At 64.3% G+C, this 17,016-nt stretch carries 11 protein-coding genes; 4 read left to right on the forward strand and 7 right to left on the reverse strand.

The window, feature by feature from the left end; all coding sequences use genetic code 11:
• Window position 1: 1 nt before the first annotated feature.
• Both V1280_RS05985 and V1280_RS05990 read right to left on the reverse strand, forming a co-directional pair.
• Window positions 2–1,570, reverse strand: coding sequence for a hypothetical protein (locus V1280_RS05985; protein ID WP_334520353.1), 1,569 nt, complete (start codon window positions 1,568–1,570; stop codon window positions 2–4).
• A gap of 115 nt (window positions 1,571–1,685) precedes the next feature.
• Complete coding sequence (locus V1280_RS05990) at window positions 1,686–4,778, reverse strand: Dyp-type peroxidase (RefSeq protein ID WP_334520355.1); 3,093 nt, start codon at window positions 4,776–4,778, stop codon at window positions 1,686–1,688.
• A 616-nt stretch (window positions 4,779–5,394) separates the two neighbouring features.
• On the opposite strand from V1280_RS05990, the gene V1280_RS05995 reads away from it, so the two are divergent.
• From V1280_RS05995 to V1280_RS06010, 4 genes are all read left to right on the forward strand, one after another.
• Window positions 5,395–6,414, forward strand: coding sequence for a TRAP transporter substrate-binding protein (locus tag V1280_RS05995; RefSeq protein ID WP_334520358.1), 1,020 nt, complete (start codon window positions 5,395–5,397; stop codon window positions 6,412–6,414).
• 27 nt (window positions 6,415–6,441) lie between these two features.
• A complete protein-coding gene (locus V1280_RS06000; protein ID WP_334520361.1) occupies window positions 6,442–8,325 on the forward strand; it encodes a TRAP transporter large permease in 1,884 nt (627 codons plus the stop codon).
• Between the two features lie 24 nt (window positions 8,326–8,349).
• Window positions 8,350–9,999 carry an acyl-CoA synthetase gene (locus tag V1280_RS06005; protein WP_334520364.1) on the forward strand — a complete coding sequence of 550 codons (1,650 nt, stop codon included), beginning with the start codon at window positions 8,350–8,352 and terminating at the stop codon, window positions 9,997–9,999.
• A gap of 230 nt (window positions 10,000–10,229) precedes the next feature.
• Window positions 10,230–11,681, forward strand: coding sequence for an autotransporter outer membrane beta-barrel domain-containing protein (locus tag V1280_RS06010; protein WP_334520367.1), 1,452 nt, complete (start codon window positions 10,230–10,232; stop codon window positions 11,679–11,681).
• Window positions 11,682–11,684: 3 nt separating this feature from the next.
• Here the strand turns inward: V1280_RS06010 and V1280_RS06015 are convergent, their stop codons facing one another.
• Genes V1280_RS06015 through tmk form a run of 5 tightly spaced genes read right to left on the reverse strand, consistent with a single transcriptional unit; the run spans window position 11,685 to window position 17,015 of the window.
• Window positions 11,685–12,482, reverse strand: a complete 798-nt coding sequence (locus V1280_RS06015; protein ID WP_334520370.1) for an MBL fold metallo-hydrolase — start codon at window positions 12,480–12,482, stop codon at window positions 11,685–11,687.
• A gap of 13 nt (window positions 12,483–12,495) precedes the next feature.
• Window positions 12,496–13,272, reverse strand: a complete 777-nt coding sequence (locus V1280_RS06020; protein ID WP_334520373.1) for a TatD family hydrolase — start codon at window positions 13,270–13,272, stop codon at window positions 12,496–12,498.
• Window positions 13,273–13,284: 12 nt separating this feature from the next.
• Window positions 13,285–15,243 carry a methionine--tRNA ligase gene (gene metG, locus V1280_RS06025; protein ID WP_334520376.1) on the reverse strand — a complete coding sequence of 653 codons (1,959 nt, stop codon included), beginning with the start codon at window positions 15,241–15,243 and terminating at the stop codon, window positions 13,285–13,287.
• A 42-nt stretch (window positions 15,244–15,285) separates the two neighbouring features.
• Window positions 15,286–16,332 (reverse strand): DNA polymerase III subunit delta', encoded by a 1,047-nt coding sequence (locus V1280_RS06030; protein ID WP_334520379.1) that lies wholly within the window; start codon window positions 16,330–16,332, stop codon window positions 15,286–15,288.
• Window positions 16,329–17,015, reverse strand: coding sequence for a dTMP kinase (tmk, locus tag V1280_RS06035; protein ID WP_334520382.1), 687 nt, complete (start codon window positions 17,013–17,015; stop codon window positions 16,329–16,331). The genes V1280_RS06030 and tmk overlap by 4 nt, the downstream gene beginning before the upstream one ends.
• Window position 17,016 lies beyond the last annotated feature (1 nt).

Consider the following 17,016-nt stretch of genomic DNA (forward strand, 5'->3'; position numbering starts at 1 on the left):
GTCAGCCAATGTTGAAATCGTTCTTGAGCTTCGCGGCAACCACCTTGGCGAGCAGGTCGTAGCCATCCTCGGTCGGATGGAATTCATTGGCCCATAGCAGTTTGTAATTCCCTGGAAAGCGAGGATCCGCTTCCAGCGTGCCCGCGGTTTTGACGGCGAATACGTGGCCCGGATAGCTGGCTGCGACCGTTGCGACCATCGCGCCGACCCTGTCGATCAGACGTCGCGTCACGTCTCGCGCCACCGCCGGATCGGTGATCCCGCGCGCCTCGAAGATCGGCAACAGCCACGGGCCTGCCGCCGGATCCTTGCGGCCGTCGGGAATCGAATGATCGTAGTCATGGATCAGGATCGGAATCTTGGTGTTCAGTTCGGTGACGACGCAATCGAGGATGGTCCGGTAGAAGTTCGCGATCTTGACGTCGATAAATGCGTGAACCTCACTCTCGATCAGCGGATCGGTGGCGGCGGGCGGTGCCTGAAGTAGCATCTTGTAGAGCGGCGTGCTCGAAGGCGTCGTGTAGCCGGCGACCACGTCGTTTCCGCCGCCGCCGATCAGCATCGCCTGCGGTGCCGGTACGGAGGGATCGGGGTTTTGGAAGCAGTTTCTGAGCGCATCCAGGATGTCGGGGCCGGCCATATCCTCCAGCCGCGCGCCATACGTGCCGAAGCGCTGGCTGTCACCTGCAACATAGCCGAGTTTCTCGAGGGAGGAGACGAGGCTTGGCCGAATGCCGAACGGGAATTTGAACAGCCATGAATCGCCGAGTGTCACGAGTTGCGCCGTGGCCACTTTCTGGAGCTTTTTGGCGTCCTGGATTTGAAATTCATGGGGATCGAGGGGTAGGGCAATAGACGGCGAACGCAAATTGAATGAACGAAAATCATTGGCGGTCAGCATTCCGGTCTCCAGGGCGAGGGTGAGGGGCGAACCGGGGTTTCCCGGTAGCCTTCCGTTCAAACTCAACGTCAGCGGAGCCGGACCCGCACGCAACGGCAGCGTCGACTCCACCAGCCCGCTGAAGAAACCCAGCATCACGGCCAGAGCCGGATGCGCTCCGGGACACGCATGCGTGGGGTGGCCCGCGACCCTGCGGTTCCCGCCGAAGGCGTGATAGACGTCCCCGATGTCTCCACGGCCTTCGACGAGGTTTTGCTGGGTGGCAGAGACCGCGCCCGCAACGATGATGTCTCCTGGCCTGACATCGACCGCGTGCTGGCCCGTTCCCAGCGCGAATGATGCGACAGCCGTCCGCCAGATCAATTCGGGCACTGCACGAAGCTGCATCGCCGGGATGAACTCGTCTCCCAACAATTTGAGAGCCTCGGCGTAATCTTTTGCAACTGTGCCGGCATAGCGTGCGCGTAACGACCACAAGGTCTCTTCGCGCAGCCATTCATTCAACATCCTGCGCAAATTTCCTTCGACGGTTGGAATGAAGCCCATCATGGCGCCGGCAACGGTGCGCGCTACAAATGGGATATCGCCCTGCGCCCGTTGAGAATTGAGCACGGCCCTTGTGACAGGGGCGGTGATCGTTGTCTTGAAGCGGTTGAGGAAGCCGGTCATGGCGGTCCGTACCGCCGAGCCATGCGCGGCGCCAATCGCCTCCACCTCCTGATTGGGATGCGGTTGGAAGATGTAGCGCGAGGGTGAGAGGAAATGGCCGGGATAGTTCGGCGGTTCATCGGGCTTCCAGTCCCAGCGATAGCCCCGCTCGGTGGAAGTAACCTTCGTTCTCGTTCAGTCCGAACCACTCTTCACAGAACACGGCCAGCAGCGGCTCCAGCAGCTCGCGCACGTCGACCGTCAACTCCCAGCTCGCTTCGCCGTCGGCTTGGGCAAAACCGATCGATAGGTCCACCAGAGTTTGCAGGACTTTCTGCGTGGTCGCTCGCGCGAGCGCGAATGCGGCTGGCTGGTCGAGAGCCATGATGGCGGCATTGCAGACGGCGGATTCCTGCTCGTAGGCCTGGTCTTCCTGTCCGGCATCGCGGCCGAGATAGAGAATGCCGAACGACACTTGCATGCGGGGGAGGTAGCCGGTGATCGTCAAATGGCGGTAGGGATCAGCGAGCACTTGTGTGACCATGTCCCGGTCGGCCACCAGCACCCCGAAAGGTGTGCGTAGCACGCCACCGTGGCGCTCGCGAATCGCAGCCCATATCGACGCATTGATGAAATTCGCGGCCGAATCCGGATCTTCGATCGCCGTCTTCCACCCTGCCATCGCGGCGGCTTCGCCCTGAAGCCGCTCGATCTCACGCAGCCGTGCAATCTCTTTCTCGCCGTCGTCCACGCTCCACGGCACCAGCGGCTTGCGCCCCTGGCTCGCGGCCCATTGCTGCAAGCTTGTCAGTGCCTTCTTCGACGGCGCAAAGAAATACGCTCCCCATTCGAGACGAACGAACGGGCGCGGTTCGTCGTGGAGCCGGTCCGAACCGTCGAGTGCCATGCGAACGGTCTGGCCTTCGTGCTCGAAACGGAAATGCCGGAGCCGGCCTGGCTCGGCGAGGCCGAGGAAGGGATCGCTTTCCCCGGAATAGGCGCCCGAGCTGTTGCCGCCGGCGAGCCAGCTCTGCACCACCTCGAACTGCTCGCCGAGGCTGGCGTTGTAAGCCATGAAGACGAGACCGCGCTCCTGTTGCAGGCCATCCTTGGCAGCCTGCGCGTCGCTGCGCTTGACGGGCGCACCGTAGGACATGCCGCGTCGGACGATGCGGGGCGGCCGGGCGCCGCCATCGGCCCGTGTCAATCGCACCCGCGGATTGGCGCGTCGTATATGCGCGTGGAACGGGCACAGCTGGGCCTTCGCGTCGTAATCATAGTTGAAGTCGTTGTACGCCGGAGCGGGGGGTGGGGTGGGGCTGAGTGGCTGGCCTTCCTTGGGGTGGCCGGTGGGCCAGCGCCCCATCATCTTGGCCAGAAGCATCTCGCGCGTCAGGGTCGGGGCGGGGTTGCCCGCAGCCGCCGCGTCCGTCGCCTGCCGCGTGCTGCGAAGGAGGACCTCCTCCAGCTCCTCGATATCCTGCCGCAGTTTGCGCAGCGCCAGGAAACTGCCGTCGCGAAGCAGCGCATGAGCGCGATTGTTGGTGTCACCCAAGGGAGCGGTCTTGTCGGCCACGTTCGGATAGCCGCACAGAATCTCGCCGAGGTGCACCTGATTGGAATAGCGCGTGCCGGCATCGCTCTTGTTGAGCACCGGGTTGGACGTGCCGTCCTTGAAACCGAAATGGTCCTGCACGGAACCGGACGCATCTCGCTGCCGCTGCATCCACTGGATCGAGAGTGGCCTTACGCCGGGATCCACATCGACCAGACGCTTCATCTCGGCCAGCAACGCTGCTCTCGTCTCCGCCATCGGCGTCGCCGTGGACAAGTGGCGCAGCTGAAGCATGGCGTGGACGGCGCCCAGGTCGATGCGTGGTGTAGGGTCGTCTGCACGCAAGTCCGGCGCATTGACCCCGAGAGCCCAGTTGCTCGCCGGCAAGCGCCATCGCCCAGGATGATTCCAGCGGACGTCGCCCAGCAGGCCGGCGCGCCGTTCCATGCCCTGCACGAATTCCTCCGGCAGGCTGCGCACCTCGTCATCCGACAGTCCGGCGTGACGCAGGCCTTCGACCGTGAAGGCGATGTTGGTGACAATCTGCCCGCCGTCGCTCAGAACGTCGGCTTCGGTTGTCACCTTCAGAACGTTCAAGAACGCAGCGAGCGCAGCCGGCGTCGCAAACTGCAACAACAGCAGGCCACCATGGTCCGAATCCGGGTAGGGCTTCACAATCCCGCCTTGTACATTGCCGGGATCCTGCAACTTCTGTTCACTCGGCGGAGTAAATGGCAGGTCGCGCCGCGGCTCCGCGACATCAGGCGGCGTCATCAGCCAGGTCATCGCCTCGTCAAAGCGCAGGCGCGCGCGGCCGATGCCTTCCGCGTAGCTGTTACCGTCGTTGAGCATGGCCACGAATTCCGGCAGCAGCTCATGCGCCGCACGATGCAGGATCACCCCGTCATGCGTCCCCGGCGGGTAGAAGTCGGCCAGATGATAGAGCCCGGCGAGCGCGCGTACGCCCTGACGGAAGGGGGGCCGGCCGGCGGCTTCGAGGGTGAGGGGCTTGCTGAAGCCTGCGTTGGTGGGATCGACCCCGATCAGGCCGTCCACCGGGAATATGGACCGTCGCGCGATCTCTTCCGGCGAAGGAATTTTGATCTCCGTGACGATCCGATCAGCATCGGCTCCCGAGGCTCGCCGATAAACCCGCTCTTCCATCCGCAAGAAGCGGGTGTCATCCACGGTCAGGTCTGGCGTGGTGTAGAGGAAGTAAGCTTCACTCTGCCGGCTCTTCAGCCAGATGCCCCAGTTTTCGTACGTGTTCTCGTAACCGAGCACATACCCGTCGGTGTTGCAGAAGATGAGGTCGAGCAGGCGCGCGGCCTTCTGCCAGATGACGCGGACATAGGCCTCCCACGAGCCATCGAACGTGGCTGTCAGCAGCACATAGTCCACGGCGTCAGGGGAATCGTCCTCCGGCTCGAGCACGGCGATGCCAACGGAGTGGATGCGCCCCACGCGGTCCACGGAGTCGGACAACACGCGCGCGAGCTCGTATTCATACGCGCTGGCGCGTCCGCCATTCAGTGCCCGCAGAACGTATTTGACGCGCGTCTTGTAGGTGGTCGCGTCCAGCGACGGCACGAACCCCTTTTTGATCGGAGCAAGGACCCTGAAATCCGACGTCCCGGCCATGCTGCCGGTCTTGATCGTCAAATCCCGACGCATGTCTCAGTCTCCCCCGTTGGCAGGCGGCCGAACCTTCGCCGCGTCCAAGATCAACCTGCAACTCTTGCGTGTTTTTATCGACAGCCACTCTGCTGGTCTCGCGCCCTTGCTTCTATGAACTGGCCCACAATTCCGAAACTTTCTTCGGGGGCACAGGAACGCTGCGAGGACGCTCTTTCGTTCCCGTCGTAGCAGGGCCTTGCGGCCGTCATTCCGAAAGGTCGTCGTTCCGACAGGTCTTCCGGTGCCTCAGGGAAGGCCGCCGCAAATCTAATTGGACGCAGCGCACCATTATCCATAATTCGCATAAGGTATATTATGGAATATATTTATATCTAATTGGATCAGTAATTTAGGCGAAACTCCTGCTATCGCACCTTCGCTTCCAGCGGTTTCCGGTCCGGGCCCATCGATCCGTCGCCTCAGCTCTTGACGGCTACTGTGCATGGGGTTGTTTTCAACTTTTTGAATCCGGCCCATCTGCCGAAAGCCGATATTGCCGCGACCTTGTCCGGCTGCAATAAGCGAGCTTCGCGAGATCGCAGATGACTGCTGACCGGACGTCCGTATAGGTTTGCGTCTCACAACAAGAACAAACTTCCGAGGAAGCAGACCCATGAGTTTTTCCCGCCGCACGCTTCTCAAGGCCTCCGCCGCGACCGCCGTCTTTGGCGGCGTCAGCGTGCCCTATGTGGCCCGTGCCCAGGCCGCCGAGTTCTCCTACAAGTTCGCCAACAACCTGCCTGAGTCCCATCCCTTCGTGGCGCGCGCCCGTGAGATGGCGGCCGCCATCAAGACCGAGACCAACGGCCGGTTCGACCTCCAGATCTTCCCGAACAGCCAGCTCGGCTCCGACACCGACATGCTGAGCCAGGTGCGCTCCGGCGGCATCGAGTTCTTCACGCTGTCCGGCCTGATCCTGGCCACCCTGGTGCCGGCGGCCTCGATTAACGGCATCGGCTTCGCGTTCCCGGATTACCCCACGGTCTGGAAGGCCATGGACGGCGATCTCGGCGCCTATGTGCGCGGCGAGATCAACAAGGCTGGCCTCGAGGTCATGGACAAGATCTGGGACAACGGCTTCCGCCAGACCACGTCGTCGACCAAGCCGATCAACGGCCCGGACGACCTCAAGGGCTTCAAGATCCGCGTGCCGGTGTCGCCGTTGTGGACCTCGATGTTCAAGGCGTTCGATGCATCGCCCGCCTCGATCAATTTCGCCGAGGTCTATTCGGCGCTGCAGACCAAGATCGTCGAGGGCCAGGAGAACCCGCTGGCGCTGATCTCGACGGCGAAGCTCTACGAGGTCCAGAAGTACTGCTCGCTGACCAACCACATGTGGGACGGCTTCTGGTTCCTGATGAACCGCCGCGCCTGGGCGGCGCTGCCGGACGACATCAAGACCATCGTCGCCAAGAACGTCAACGCGGCCGCCGTCAAGGAGCGCGAGGACACCGAGAAGCTCAATATCACCGTCAGGCAGGAGCTGGCGGGCAAAGGCCTCACGTTCAACCAGCCCGAGGTCGGGCCGTTCCGCGACAAGCTGCGCGCCGCCGGCTTCTACAATGAGTGGAAGGGCAAGTACGGCGACAAGGCCTGGGATCTGCTCGAAAAGTCCGTCGGCAAGCTGTCGTAACGCGTCAGAAGCAATAGGGGCCCTGCCATGGCTCATGTCGACATGACGCCAGCCGTGGCCGGCGAGGTGGCAACACCCCCTCGCCGCCGGCCTGTGCTCGGCTCCATCGAGCATGCATTGACATGGCTGGTCGAGATCCCGGCGGCGATCCTGGTCGTCGCCGAAATCGTGATCCTGTTTGCCGGCGTGGTCTCGCGCTACGTGCTGCATGCGCCGCTGGTGTGGTCGGACGAGCTGGCCTCGATGCTGTTCCTTTGGCTGGCGATGCTGGGCTCGGCGGTCGCGTTCCGCCGCAGCGAGCACATGCGCATGACGGCGCTGGTCGCGAGCGCCGGTCCGAGGCTCTGGGCCTATCTCGACGTGGTCGCGACCTGCGCTGCGCTGGCGTTCCTGCTGCTGATCGTCCGTCCGGCCTATGAATACGCCTACGAAGAGAGTTTCATCACCACGCCGGCGCTGCAGATTTCAAATACTTGGCGCGCAGCGGCATTGCCCGTGGGCATCTGCCTGATGGTGCTGTTTGCGCTGTTGCGGCTGCTCCGCGTCGGCGACGTCAAGAGCTTGCTCGCGGCGGCCGCCACGGTCGTCGTCCTGATCGCGCTGTTCTGGTTCGCGCAGCCGCTGCTCAAGCCGCTCGGCAATATCAATCTCATCATCTTCTTCGTCGGCGTGGTCGGCTTCTGCGTGTTCGCAGCCGTGCCGATTGCGTTTGCCTTTGGGCTTGCGATCTTCGGTTATCTGGCGCTGACCACGCGGACGCCGCTGATGGTGCTGGTCGGGCGAATGGACGAGGGTATGAGCCATCTCATTCTGCTCTCCGTGCCGCTGTTTGTGTTTCTGGGGCTCCTGATCGAGATGACCGGTATGGCGCGGGCCATGGTGGCGTTTCTGTCGAGCCTGCTCGGCCATGTCCGCGGCGGTCTGCACTATGTGCTGGTCGGTGCGATGTACCTGGTCTCCGGCATCTCCGGCGCCAAGGCGGCCGACATGGCCGCGGTCGCGCCCGTGCTGTTTCCGGAAATGAAGCAGCGCGGCGCCAAGCCGGGCGATCTCGTCGCCCTGCTCGCGGCCACCGGCGCCCAGACCGAAACCATTCCGCCGAGCCTGGTGCTGATCACCATCGGCTCGGTGACGGGCGTGTCGATCTCGGCGCTGTTCACCGGCGGCCTGTTGCCGGGCGTGGTGCTGGCGCTGACGCTGTCGGGCCTGGTGTGGTGGCGTTACCGCGGCGAGGATCTGAGCCACGTCACACGTGCAACGTCGGGCGAGATTGCGCGCGCGTTCGTGGTGTCCATCCCTGCCCTGGCCCTGCCCTTTGTGATCCGCTACGCCGTGGTCGAAGGCATCGCGACGGCCACTGAAGTCTCGACCATCGGCATCGTCTATGCGCTGGTGATCGGACTCCTGATCTACCGCCAGTTCGACTGGCGGCGGCTGCTGCCGATGCTGATCGAGACCGCGTGCCTGTCCGGCGCCATCCTGCTGATCATTGGCACGGCGACCGGCATGGCCTGGGGCCTGACCCAATCCGGCTTCTCGCGCGCGCTGGCGGCGTCCATGACCGGCCTGCCCGGCGGCTCCGCCACCTTCATTGCCGTCTCGATCCTGGCCTTCGTGGTCCTCGGCAGCGTGCTGGAAGGCATTCCCGCCATCGTGCTGTTCGGACCGCTGATGTTTCCGATCGCGCGGCTCGTCGGCGTGCACGAGGTGCACTACGCCATGATCATCATCCTGGCGATGGGTATCGGGTTATTCGCCCCGCCGTTCGGCGTCGGCTATTATGCCGCCTGCGCCATCGGACGCGTCGATCCGGCCGAGGGCATCAGGCCGATCTGGGGTTATCTGCTGGCGCTGCTGGTGGGATTGATCATCGTCGCGGTCTTCCCCTGGATCTCGATCGGATTCCTGTAACGCGCGGCGTCAAGGAGGGTGTCGATGAGTGATCGGCAGAACCAGTACAATATCGGCCTCGACAAGACACCCGCCAACTACGTGCCGCTGTCGCCGCTGAGCTTCCTCGCGCGCAGCGCCGCGGTGTATCCGGATCACGTCAGCACGGTCTATGAGGGCCGCCGCTTCTCGTGGGCCGAGATGCATGAGCGCTGCAAGCGCTTTGCGTCCTGGCTCGCCGGCAAGGGCGTCGGCGTCGGCGATACTGTCGCAGCGATGCTGCCCAACATTCCGGCGATGAACGAGGCGCACTTCGCGGTGCCCATGACGGGCGGCGTGCTCAACGCGCTCAACATCCGCCTCGATGCGTCCTCCATTGCGTTTCAGCTCGACCATGGCGGCGCCAAAATCATTCTGGTCGATCCCGAATTTTCCGGCGTGATCACCGATGCGCTGGCGCAGATGAGCGGGCCAAAGCCGTTCGTGATCGACGTCGACGATGCCGCCTTCAAAGGCGGCAAGCGCATCGGCGAGATCGAATATGAAGCGGCCGTCGCGCAAGGCGATCCGAATTTTGCGGCGATCCCACCGAAGGATGAGTGGGACGCGATTGCGCTGAGCTACACGTCGGGCACGACGGGCAATCCCAAGGGCGTCGTCACGCATCATCGCGGCGCCTATCTCAACGCCGTCAGCAACATCCTTGCAGGCCAACTCGGCCAGCATCCGGTCTATCTCTGGACGCTGCCGATGTTCCATTGCAACGGCTGGTGCTTCCCCTGGACCCTTGCTGCAGCCGCCGGCATCAATGTCTGCCTGCGCAAGGTCGAGCCGACCAAAATCTTCGAACTGATCAGGCAGCACGGCGTCACCCACATGTGCGGCGCGCCGATCGTCTACAACACGCTGATCAACGCACCGGATGCTCCGAAGAACAACGCGGCCCGTCGCGTCGTCGGCCTCATCGCCGGCGCTGCGCCGCCGGTCGCCGTGCTCGAAGGCGCCGAAAACATCGGCATCAAGCTCACGCACGTCTATGGCCTGACCGAAGTCTACGGCCCCGCCTCCGTCTGCGCCGAGCAGCCAGGCTGGGACGAGCTTCCGGCGCCCGAGCGGGCCCGCATGAAGCGGCGGCAGGGCGTGCCCTACCCGCTCGAGGAAGGCGTCACGGTCATCAATCCGCAGACCATGCAGGAGGTGCCGCGCGACGGCGAGACCATCGGCGAGGTCATGTTTCGCGGCAACATCGTGATGAAGGGCTACCTCAAGAACGAGAAGGCGACAAAGGAAGCCTTCGAGGGCGGCTGGTTTCACACCGGCGACCTCGGCGTGCTCGACGAGCACGGCTACGTCACCATCAAGGATCGCTCCAAGGACATCATCATCTCCGGCGGCGAGAACATTTCGTCCGTGGAGGTCGAGGACATCCTCTACAAGCACCCGGCCGTGCTGTTCGCTGCCGTCGTCGCAAAACCCGATCCGAAATGGGGCGAAGTGCCCTGTGCCTTCGTCGAGCTCAAGGACGGCGCGAGCGCCAGCGAGGCCGACATCATCGCCTTCTGCCGCACGCATATGAGCGGCTTCAAGACTCCGAAAGCCGTCGTGTTCGGGCCGATCCCGAAGACGTCCACGGGCAAGATCCAGAAATTCCTGCTGCGCAACGAGGTCGGCTCGGCCAAGGCGATTACAGCCTGAGTGCGTTCCGGTTTCAGACACACGTAGAAACACGGGCCGCAACGATCGCGCGTCGTCCCGAAACGATTGTGAATGTTCGACGACATCGAGACATCACAGGAAAAGATTGGAAAACGTTAGAGACGCATTTACGTTTCTCTCCCGTCGGATTCGCTGTTTCCTCCTGATTCGCCGCGCAGGCAGCGCGGCCGGCGACCGGCGCGGTTGGGGCGCTTCATGCGGTTGGTGTCGTGAGCACAGACGTGCGTGCGCGTCTGGCGCTGCTGCTATTGACGGCCGGATTGCTGCTGCCGCGCGCGGCGGACGCGCAGGTCATGCGTGAGTACGGCGCTTTCGCAGGCTCGGAGAATTTCGGCTATCCCGGTCCGAATGCGCCGGGCGGCGGCTTCGGCAATTTCGGCGGCGGCAATAATTTTGGTGGCAATAATTTTGGCGGCATGGGTGGCCCGATGTTTGGTCCCCCGCCGCAAGCCTCGGGTTTTGGCGGCGTGCCCTACGGCAATGGAAATGGTGGCAGCCCGGGGATGCAGCCGAACTATGGCTGGAACGCCGAGCCGCCGGGTCTCGCCGGCGCAGGCAGGTTCGGCATGCGGCAGGCGTTTGGCGGCGGCTCCGCTGCTTCGTCGCAGACCGAGCCGGCGCAAGCTACGTTCCTGGCGATGACGCAATTCACGCAGACCCTGCTGGATCCAGCCATCGACGGACGCAGCATCGGGCGGCCCGAGTTCGACTCGGAGCTCTCGGCCTACGCCGATCTCGGCAACGACCGCACGCATGGCGGCATCGGGCGCGAAGCCTATGCGGCAATCTACGGCAAGCCGTCGCTCGCGGCGCCGCACTGGAGCATCTGGGCGGCAGGCTTCGGCGGCTCGCAGACCGCGACCGATGGCAACGGCTCGTCGGCCCGCAGCTTCGCCACCGCTGTCGGCGCCGACTATTCGCTCTCACCGCAGACGCGGATGGGCTTTGCGCTTGCCGGCGGCGGCACCGGCTTTGCCAACAATTTTTCCAGCGGCCGCTCCGACCTGTTCCAGGCCGGCACCTTCGTCAGGCACTCCATCGGCGTGGCCTATGTCGCGACCGCGATGGCCTATGGCTGGCAGGCCATCACCAGCGATCATCAGGTGACGCCGGCCGGCAGCGACCAGCTCTCCCCGGCCATCAACGCCAACGCCTATTCCGGCCGTATCGAAAGCGGCTACCGGATTGCAACGCCATGGCTCGGCATCACGCCTTATGCCGCCGGGCAGGTCACCATGTTCCGGCTCGCTGCCAGCGCAAGCCAGCCGGCTTACGCAGCCGATCCGTCCGCGACGCCCTCCAGCAGCACCAACAGCTTCACCGACAGCCGCAGCGAGCTCGGCCTGCGCACGAGCACGTCCTTCGTGCTCGCTGGCGGCCTGTTCGATCTGCGAGGACGCCTGGCCTGGGCCCATAATTTCAGCGCGACCCAGTCGATGCCTGCGGTGTTTCAGGCGATCTCCGGCCAGGGATCCGGCCAAGGATCCAGCCAGGGCTTTGTGATCGGAACCACGGCGCTTGCGCCGAACTCGGCACTGACTGGCGTAGCCCTCGAGCTGCGCGGCATGAGCGGCTGGTCGGCGAGCGCGAATTTCGACAGCGAGGTTTCGAGCCTGGTGCGCGCCTATACCGGCAAGGCCGTGGTCCGCTACGCCTGGTAAAGGTTAGTTCGTCTCCAGCCGCAAGCCGTCGTAGGCCGGCACCACGCCCGCGGGCAGCTTCTGACGGATCACCTCGTAATCGACGTCGGCCGTCATGTTGGTGATGACGGCACGCTTCGGCTTGAAGCGCTCGATCCAGGACAGCGCGTCGTTGATGCTGAAATGGCTGACATGGGGGGTGTAGCGCAGGCCGTCGACGATCCAGAGGTCGAGGTTTTCCAGGGCGCCAAAACTCTCGGGCGGGATGTCGTTGAGGTCGGGCGTGTAGGCCGCGTTGCCGATGCGATAGCCGAGCGCGGGAATGTTGCCGTGCTGGACCAAGAAGGCGGTCATCGTCACGTCACCGCCCTTGCCGCTGATGATCTGGCTCCCGCCCGCCTCGATCGAATGCCGGTTGAGGATCGGCGGATAGTCGCTACCCTCCGGCGAGATGAAGCAATAAGAGAACCGCGCCATGATGTCCTTGGCGGTCGACTGGTTGAAATAGATCGGAATGCGCTTGCGCATGTGGATCACGACCGAGCGCAGATCGTCCATGCCGTGGGTCTGGTCGGCATGCTCGTGTGTCAGGAATACCGCGTCGATGTGGTCGACATGGGTCGAGATCAACTGCTCGCGCAGGTCCGGCGACGTGTCGATCACGATACGCGTGGTGCCGTGGTTGGAGGTCTTTTCGACCAGCAGCGAGCAACGGCGGCGGCGGTTCTTAGGGTTAGTGGGGTCGCAGGCGCCCCAGCCAAGGGCCGGGCGCGGCACGCCGGCGGAGGAGCCGGAGCCCAGGATCGTCAGCGTCAGCGTCATGCGGCTCAGAACCTCAAGCTTTCACCTTGGAGAACAGGCGGAAGAAGTTTTCGCTGGTCTGGCTTGAGATCTCTTCGAGCGACACGCCGCGCGTCTCGGCGAGCACCTTGGCGACCTCGACCACATAGGCCGGCTCGTTGCGCTTGCCCCGGAACTTGCCCGGCGCAAGGTAGGGCGAATCTGTTTCAACCAGAATACGGTCAGGCGGCAGTTCGGCCGCGAGCGCGCGCAAGCTGTCCGACTTCTTGAAGGTCAGGATGCCCGTGAAGCCGATATAGAGCCCGAGCGACACCGCCTTCAGCGCCAGCTCGCGCCCGCCGGTGTAGCAATGCAGCACGGCACGAAACGATCCGCGTGCCGCCTCCTCTTCCAGGATGCGCGCGCAATCCTCGTCCGCCTCACGAGTGTGGATCACCAGCGGCAGGCCGGTGGCGCGAGCCGCCGCAATGTGGGCACGAAAGCCCCTCGCCTGCGCCTCCGGCGAACCGTCATCGTAGAAATAGTCGAGCCCGGCTTCGCCGAGCGCGACCACCTTCGGATGCTGCGTCAGCGCGATCAGCTCGTCCGGCGAAATGCCGTCTTCCTCATCCGCATTGTGCGGATGAGTGCCGACCGAACAATAGACGTCGTCGTAACGCCCGGCGATGGCGAGAATCTGATCGAGCTTTCGCACCCGCGTCGAGATCGTGACCATGCGGCCGATCCCGGCCGCGCGGGCACGCGACACGATCCCGTCGAGATCCTCCGCAAAGTCTGGAAAATCCAGATGGCAGTGACTGTCGACCAGCATCGTTCGAACGCCTCAGGCCGCCGGCTCGATGTAGCGCGGAAACGCCGGCGTCGGCGCTGGCAGCGTCGAACCAGCAGCAATCCGCTTGTCGCCGCCGAGCGCCGCAAAATCGCGCTCGCCCGCGGGGATGCCGAGGCTGTCGAGCAGCAGGCCTGATGCGGTCGGCATCGCCGGCTGAGCCAGGATCGCGATCTGGCGCACGACCTCGGCGGAGACGTACAGCACCGTCTTCTGTCGCGCAGGATCGGTCTTGGCCAGCGCCCACGGCGCCTCGCCCGCGAAATAGCGGTTGGCCTCCGCAACCACGGCCCACACGGCGTTGAGCCAGTGATGGATCTGCTGCGTCGCCATGGCTTCCCGCGACGCGGCGATCATGCCGTCGGCCATCGCCAAAATCGCCTTGTCGTTGTCGCTGAACGCGCCGGGCTCGGGCAGCACGCCGCCGAGCTGTTTGGCGATCATCGACAGCGAGCGCTGCGCGAGGTTGCCGAGGTCGTTGGCGAGATCGGCATTGATGCGCGCGACGATGGCCTCGTGGTTGTAGTTGCCGTCCTGGCCGTACGAGACCTCGCGCAGGAAGAAATAACGCATCTGGTCGACGCCATACTGGTCGGCAAGATTGAAGGGATCGACGACGTTGCCGACCGACTTCGACATCTTCTCGCCCCTGTTGAACAGGAAGCCGTGGGCATAGACCCGCTTCGGCAGCGCAATGCCGGCTGACATCAGGAATGCGGGCCAGTAGACCGCGTGGAAGCGGATGATGTCCTTGCCGATGATATGCACGTCGGCCGGCCAGTAGCGCCAGTTCGTGTCGCTCTCGTCGGGGAAGCCGACGCCGGTGATGTAGTTGGTGAGCGCGTCGACCCAGACATACATCACGTGATCTTCGTCGCTGGGCACCTTCACGCCCCAGTCGAAGGTGGTGCGCGAGATCGAGAGATCGCGCAGGCCGCCTCGTACGAAGCTCACCACCTCGTTCTTGCGCGAGTCCGGGCCGATGAATTCAGGATGGTCTTCGTAGAGCTTCAGAAGCTTGTCCTGATAGGCCGAGAGCCGGAAGAAATAGCTCTTCTCCTCGACCCATTCGACCGGCGTGCCCTGCGGGCCGAGGCGCACACCGTCGTCGTTCAGGCGTGTCTCGTCCTCGGCGTAATAGGCTTCGTCACGCACCGAGTACCAGCCGGCATAGGTGTCGGGGTAGATGTCGCCGTTCGCTTCCATACGCCGCCAGATCTCCTGGCTGGAGCGATGGTGCTGCTCTTCGGTGGTGCGGATGAAGCGGTCGAACGACACGTTCAGGCGCTGGTCCATCTCCCTGAAGCGATTGGCGTTGCGGGTGGCCAGTGCCGACGGGGTCAAGCCCTCGCTCTGCGCGGTCTGGACCATCTTCTGGCCGTGCTCGTCGGTGCCGGTCAGGAAGAACACGTCCTTGCCGTCGAGCCGCGCGAAGCGCGCCAGCACGTCGGCCGAGATCGCCTCATAGGCGTGGCCGATATGTGGGCTACCGTTGGGATAGGCGATGGCGGTCGAGATGTAGAACACGTTGTCGCGCGCGGGCGCTGCTACGAGCGCTGCCGGCTTCGGGGCGACCACTGACTTCGGCGCAGGCGGCGCCTTGGGTTTTGGGACCTTGGGCTTCACGGCCTTCGACGGCGTGGCGGCCGGAGTCGGCGCGGCGATCACGGCGGGCGCGGTCACCCTCGCCTTCTTGGCCGCCTTCTTCGCCGGAGCCTTTTTAGCGGAAACTTGGACTGGCTTTTTGGCAGCCGCTTTCTTGGAGGCCTTCTTGGCGACCTGCTTCTTCGCAGCGCTCTTCTTCACGCCTTTCTTGGCGGCTGCCTTCCTGGTCTTCTTGACCTTCTTGGCAGCCTTGCGCGCGAGCACCTTCACGGCCTTCTTCGCGGCTTTCTTGGCAGCCTTCTTCTTGCTGCTCTTGCCCTTGGCGGTTTTCTTAGCTCGCGTTGCCACGACGAATTCCTTTACCGGCTTCTCGAAATTTGGAAACTGCGCCTAGCGCGTTGCGTCCGCCAGCCAGCCGAACACCGAGAAAACCAAGGGCTTTCGCTCCAGATTGTAGGTTTCGGTGTCGCGCGCGGCGCGGACGATCTTTTCCCATACCTCAGCTAGGCGCGCAAGGCGCGGCAGGTTCTGGTTGGCATTGGCCTCGTCGGAATGGAGGCTCTCCGCGATCCAGCGATCGATGCCGTCGATGAAGGCCGCAAGCGCGACGCGGTCGCTGGTGCCAAGCGATTCGCCGAGCGTGTGCAATTCGCGCGGATCGACTTGCGGCAGACGTGCCAGCAGCGCCGCCGTGCGCTGCTGGAGTTTGAGCGCATCGCCGCCGAGCAGAGTCAGTGCCCGTGCGACGCTGCCTTCGGAGGCCTCTGCGGCCTCGCGCAACGCCAGATCGGTCGGAGCGAGGTCGGCGGCCGTGGCGGCTGCGGCAATCACCTCATCAGTCGTGAGCGACCGCAAGCGCAGCTTGCGGCAACGCGACTGGATCGTGGCGAGCACGCGCGCCGGCGCGTGGCTGACCAGAAGGAACAGCGATTGCTGCGGCGGTTCCTCGAGGATCTTCAGCAGCGCGTTCGCCGCATTGGGATTAAGCTCGTCGACGGTGTCGACGATGCAGACGCGCCAGCCTTCGGCGGCCGCGGTCGAGCCGAAGAATGAGATGGTCTCGCGGGTCTCATCGACGGTGATGACCGTCCGCATCACGCCACGGTCGTTGGCGGTGCGCTCCAGCGTCAGCAAGCCGCCATGCGAGCTTGCCGCCACCTGCCGCGCCACGGCGTTATCAGGATCGATCGCGAGGTCCTCGGCGCCTTGCACGGCGGACGACAGCGGCTGGCCATGGGCGAGCACGAACCGCGCCATGCGATAGGCCAGCGTCGCCTTGCCGATGCCTTGCGGCCCGCCGATCAGCCAGGCGTGCGGGATCCGCCCGCTGCGGTAGGCGGAGAGCAGCGCGGTCTCGGCCTCGCGATGGCCGAACAGAAGGCTCGTCTCGCGCGGATGCGGAATGGCGGATTCACGCTCGACCTGACGCGGGCTCATACTGAGACCACCGAGGCCGGCGTCGGCAGGAGACGGTCGCGCAGCGCAGTCCAGACGCGTCCGGCAACCGTGTCAGGATCGGAATTGGCATCGATGAGCACGCAGCGCGCAGGCTCGTCCGCCGCGATCTTGCGATAGGCCTCGCGCAGGCCCTGATGGAAGGCGAGCTTCTCGCCCTCGAACCTGTCAGGCGTGCCGCTGCCGCGCCGCGCCGCCGCGCGTGCCAAGCCAATCTCGACCGGCAGATCGAGGATGATAGTGAGGTCCGGCTTGAGATCGCCGATCGTGACCCGCTGCATGGCGTTGATCAAACCGGCGGGCACGCTGCCAAGGCTGCCCTGATACGCCCGCGTCGAATCGGCGAAGCGGTCGCAGAGGACCCAAATGCCCTGCTTGAGCGCAGGCTCGATCACGGTGCGGACATGGTCGTCGCGCGCGGCCGCAAACAGCAGCGTCTCGGCGTCGGGGCCGAGCAGCTTGCCCATGCCCGACAGGACCAGATGGCGCATGATCTCGGCGCCCGGCGAGCCACCGGGCTCACGCGTGACGAGGGTCCGGAGCCTCGCCGCACCGAGGCGGTCGGCGAGCTTCTTCATCTGGGTCGACTTGCCGGTCCCCTCACCGCCTTCAAAGGTGATGAAACGTCCGCGTCCGGACGGCCGCTGTTCCGTGCTCTCACTCATG

The organism is Bradyrhizobium sp. AZCC 2230, assembly GCF_036924495.1.
GTDB classification, from domain to species: domain Bacteria; phylum Pseudomonadota; class Alphaproteobacteria; order Rhizobiales; family Xanthobacteraceae; genus Bradyrhizobium; species Bradyrhizobium rifense.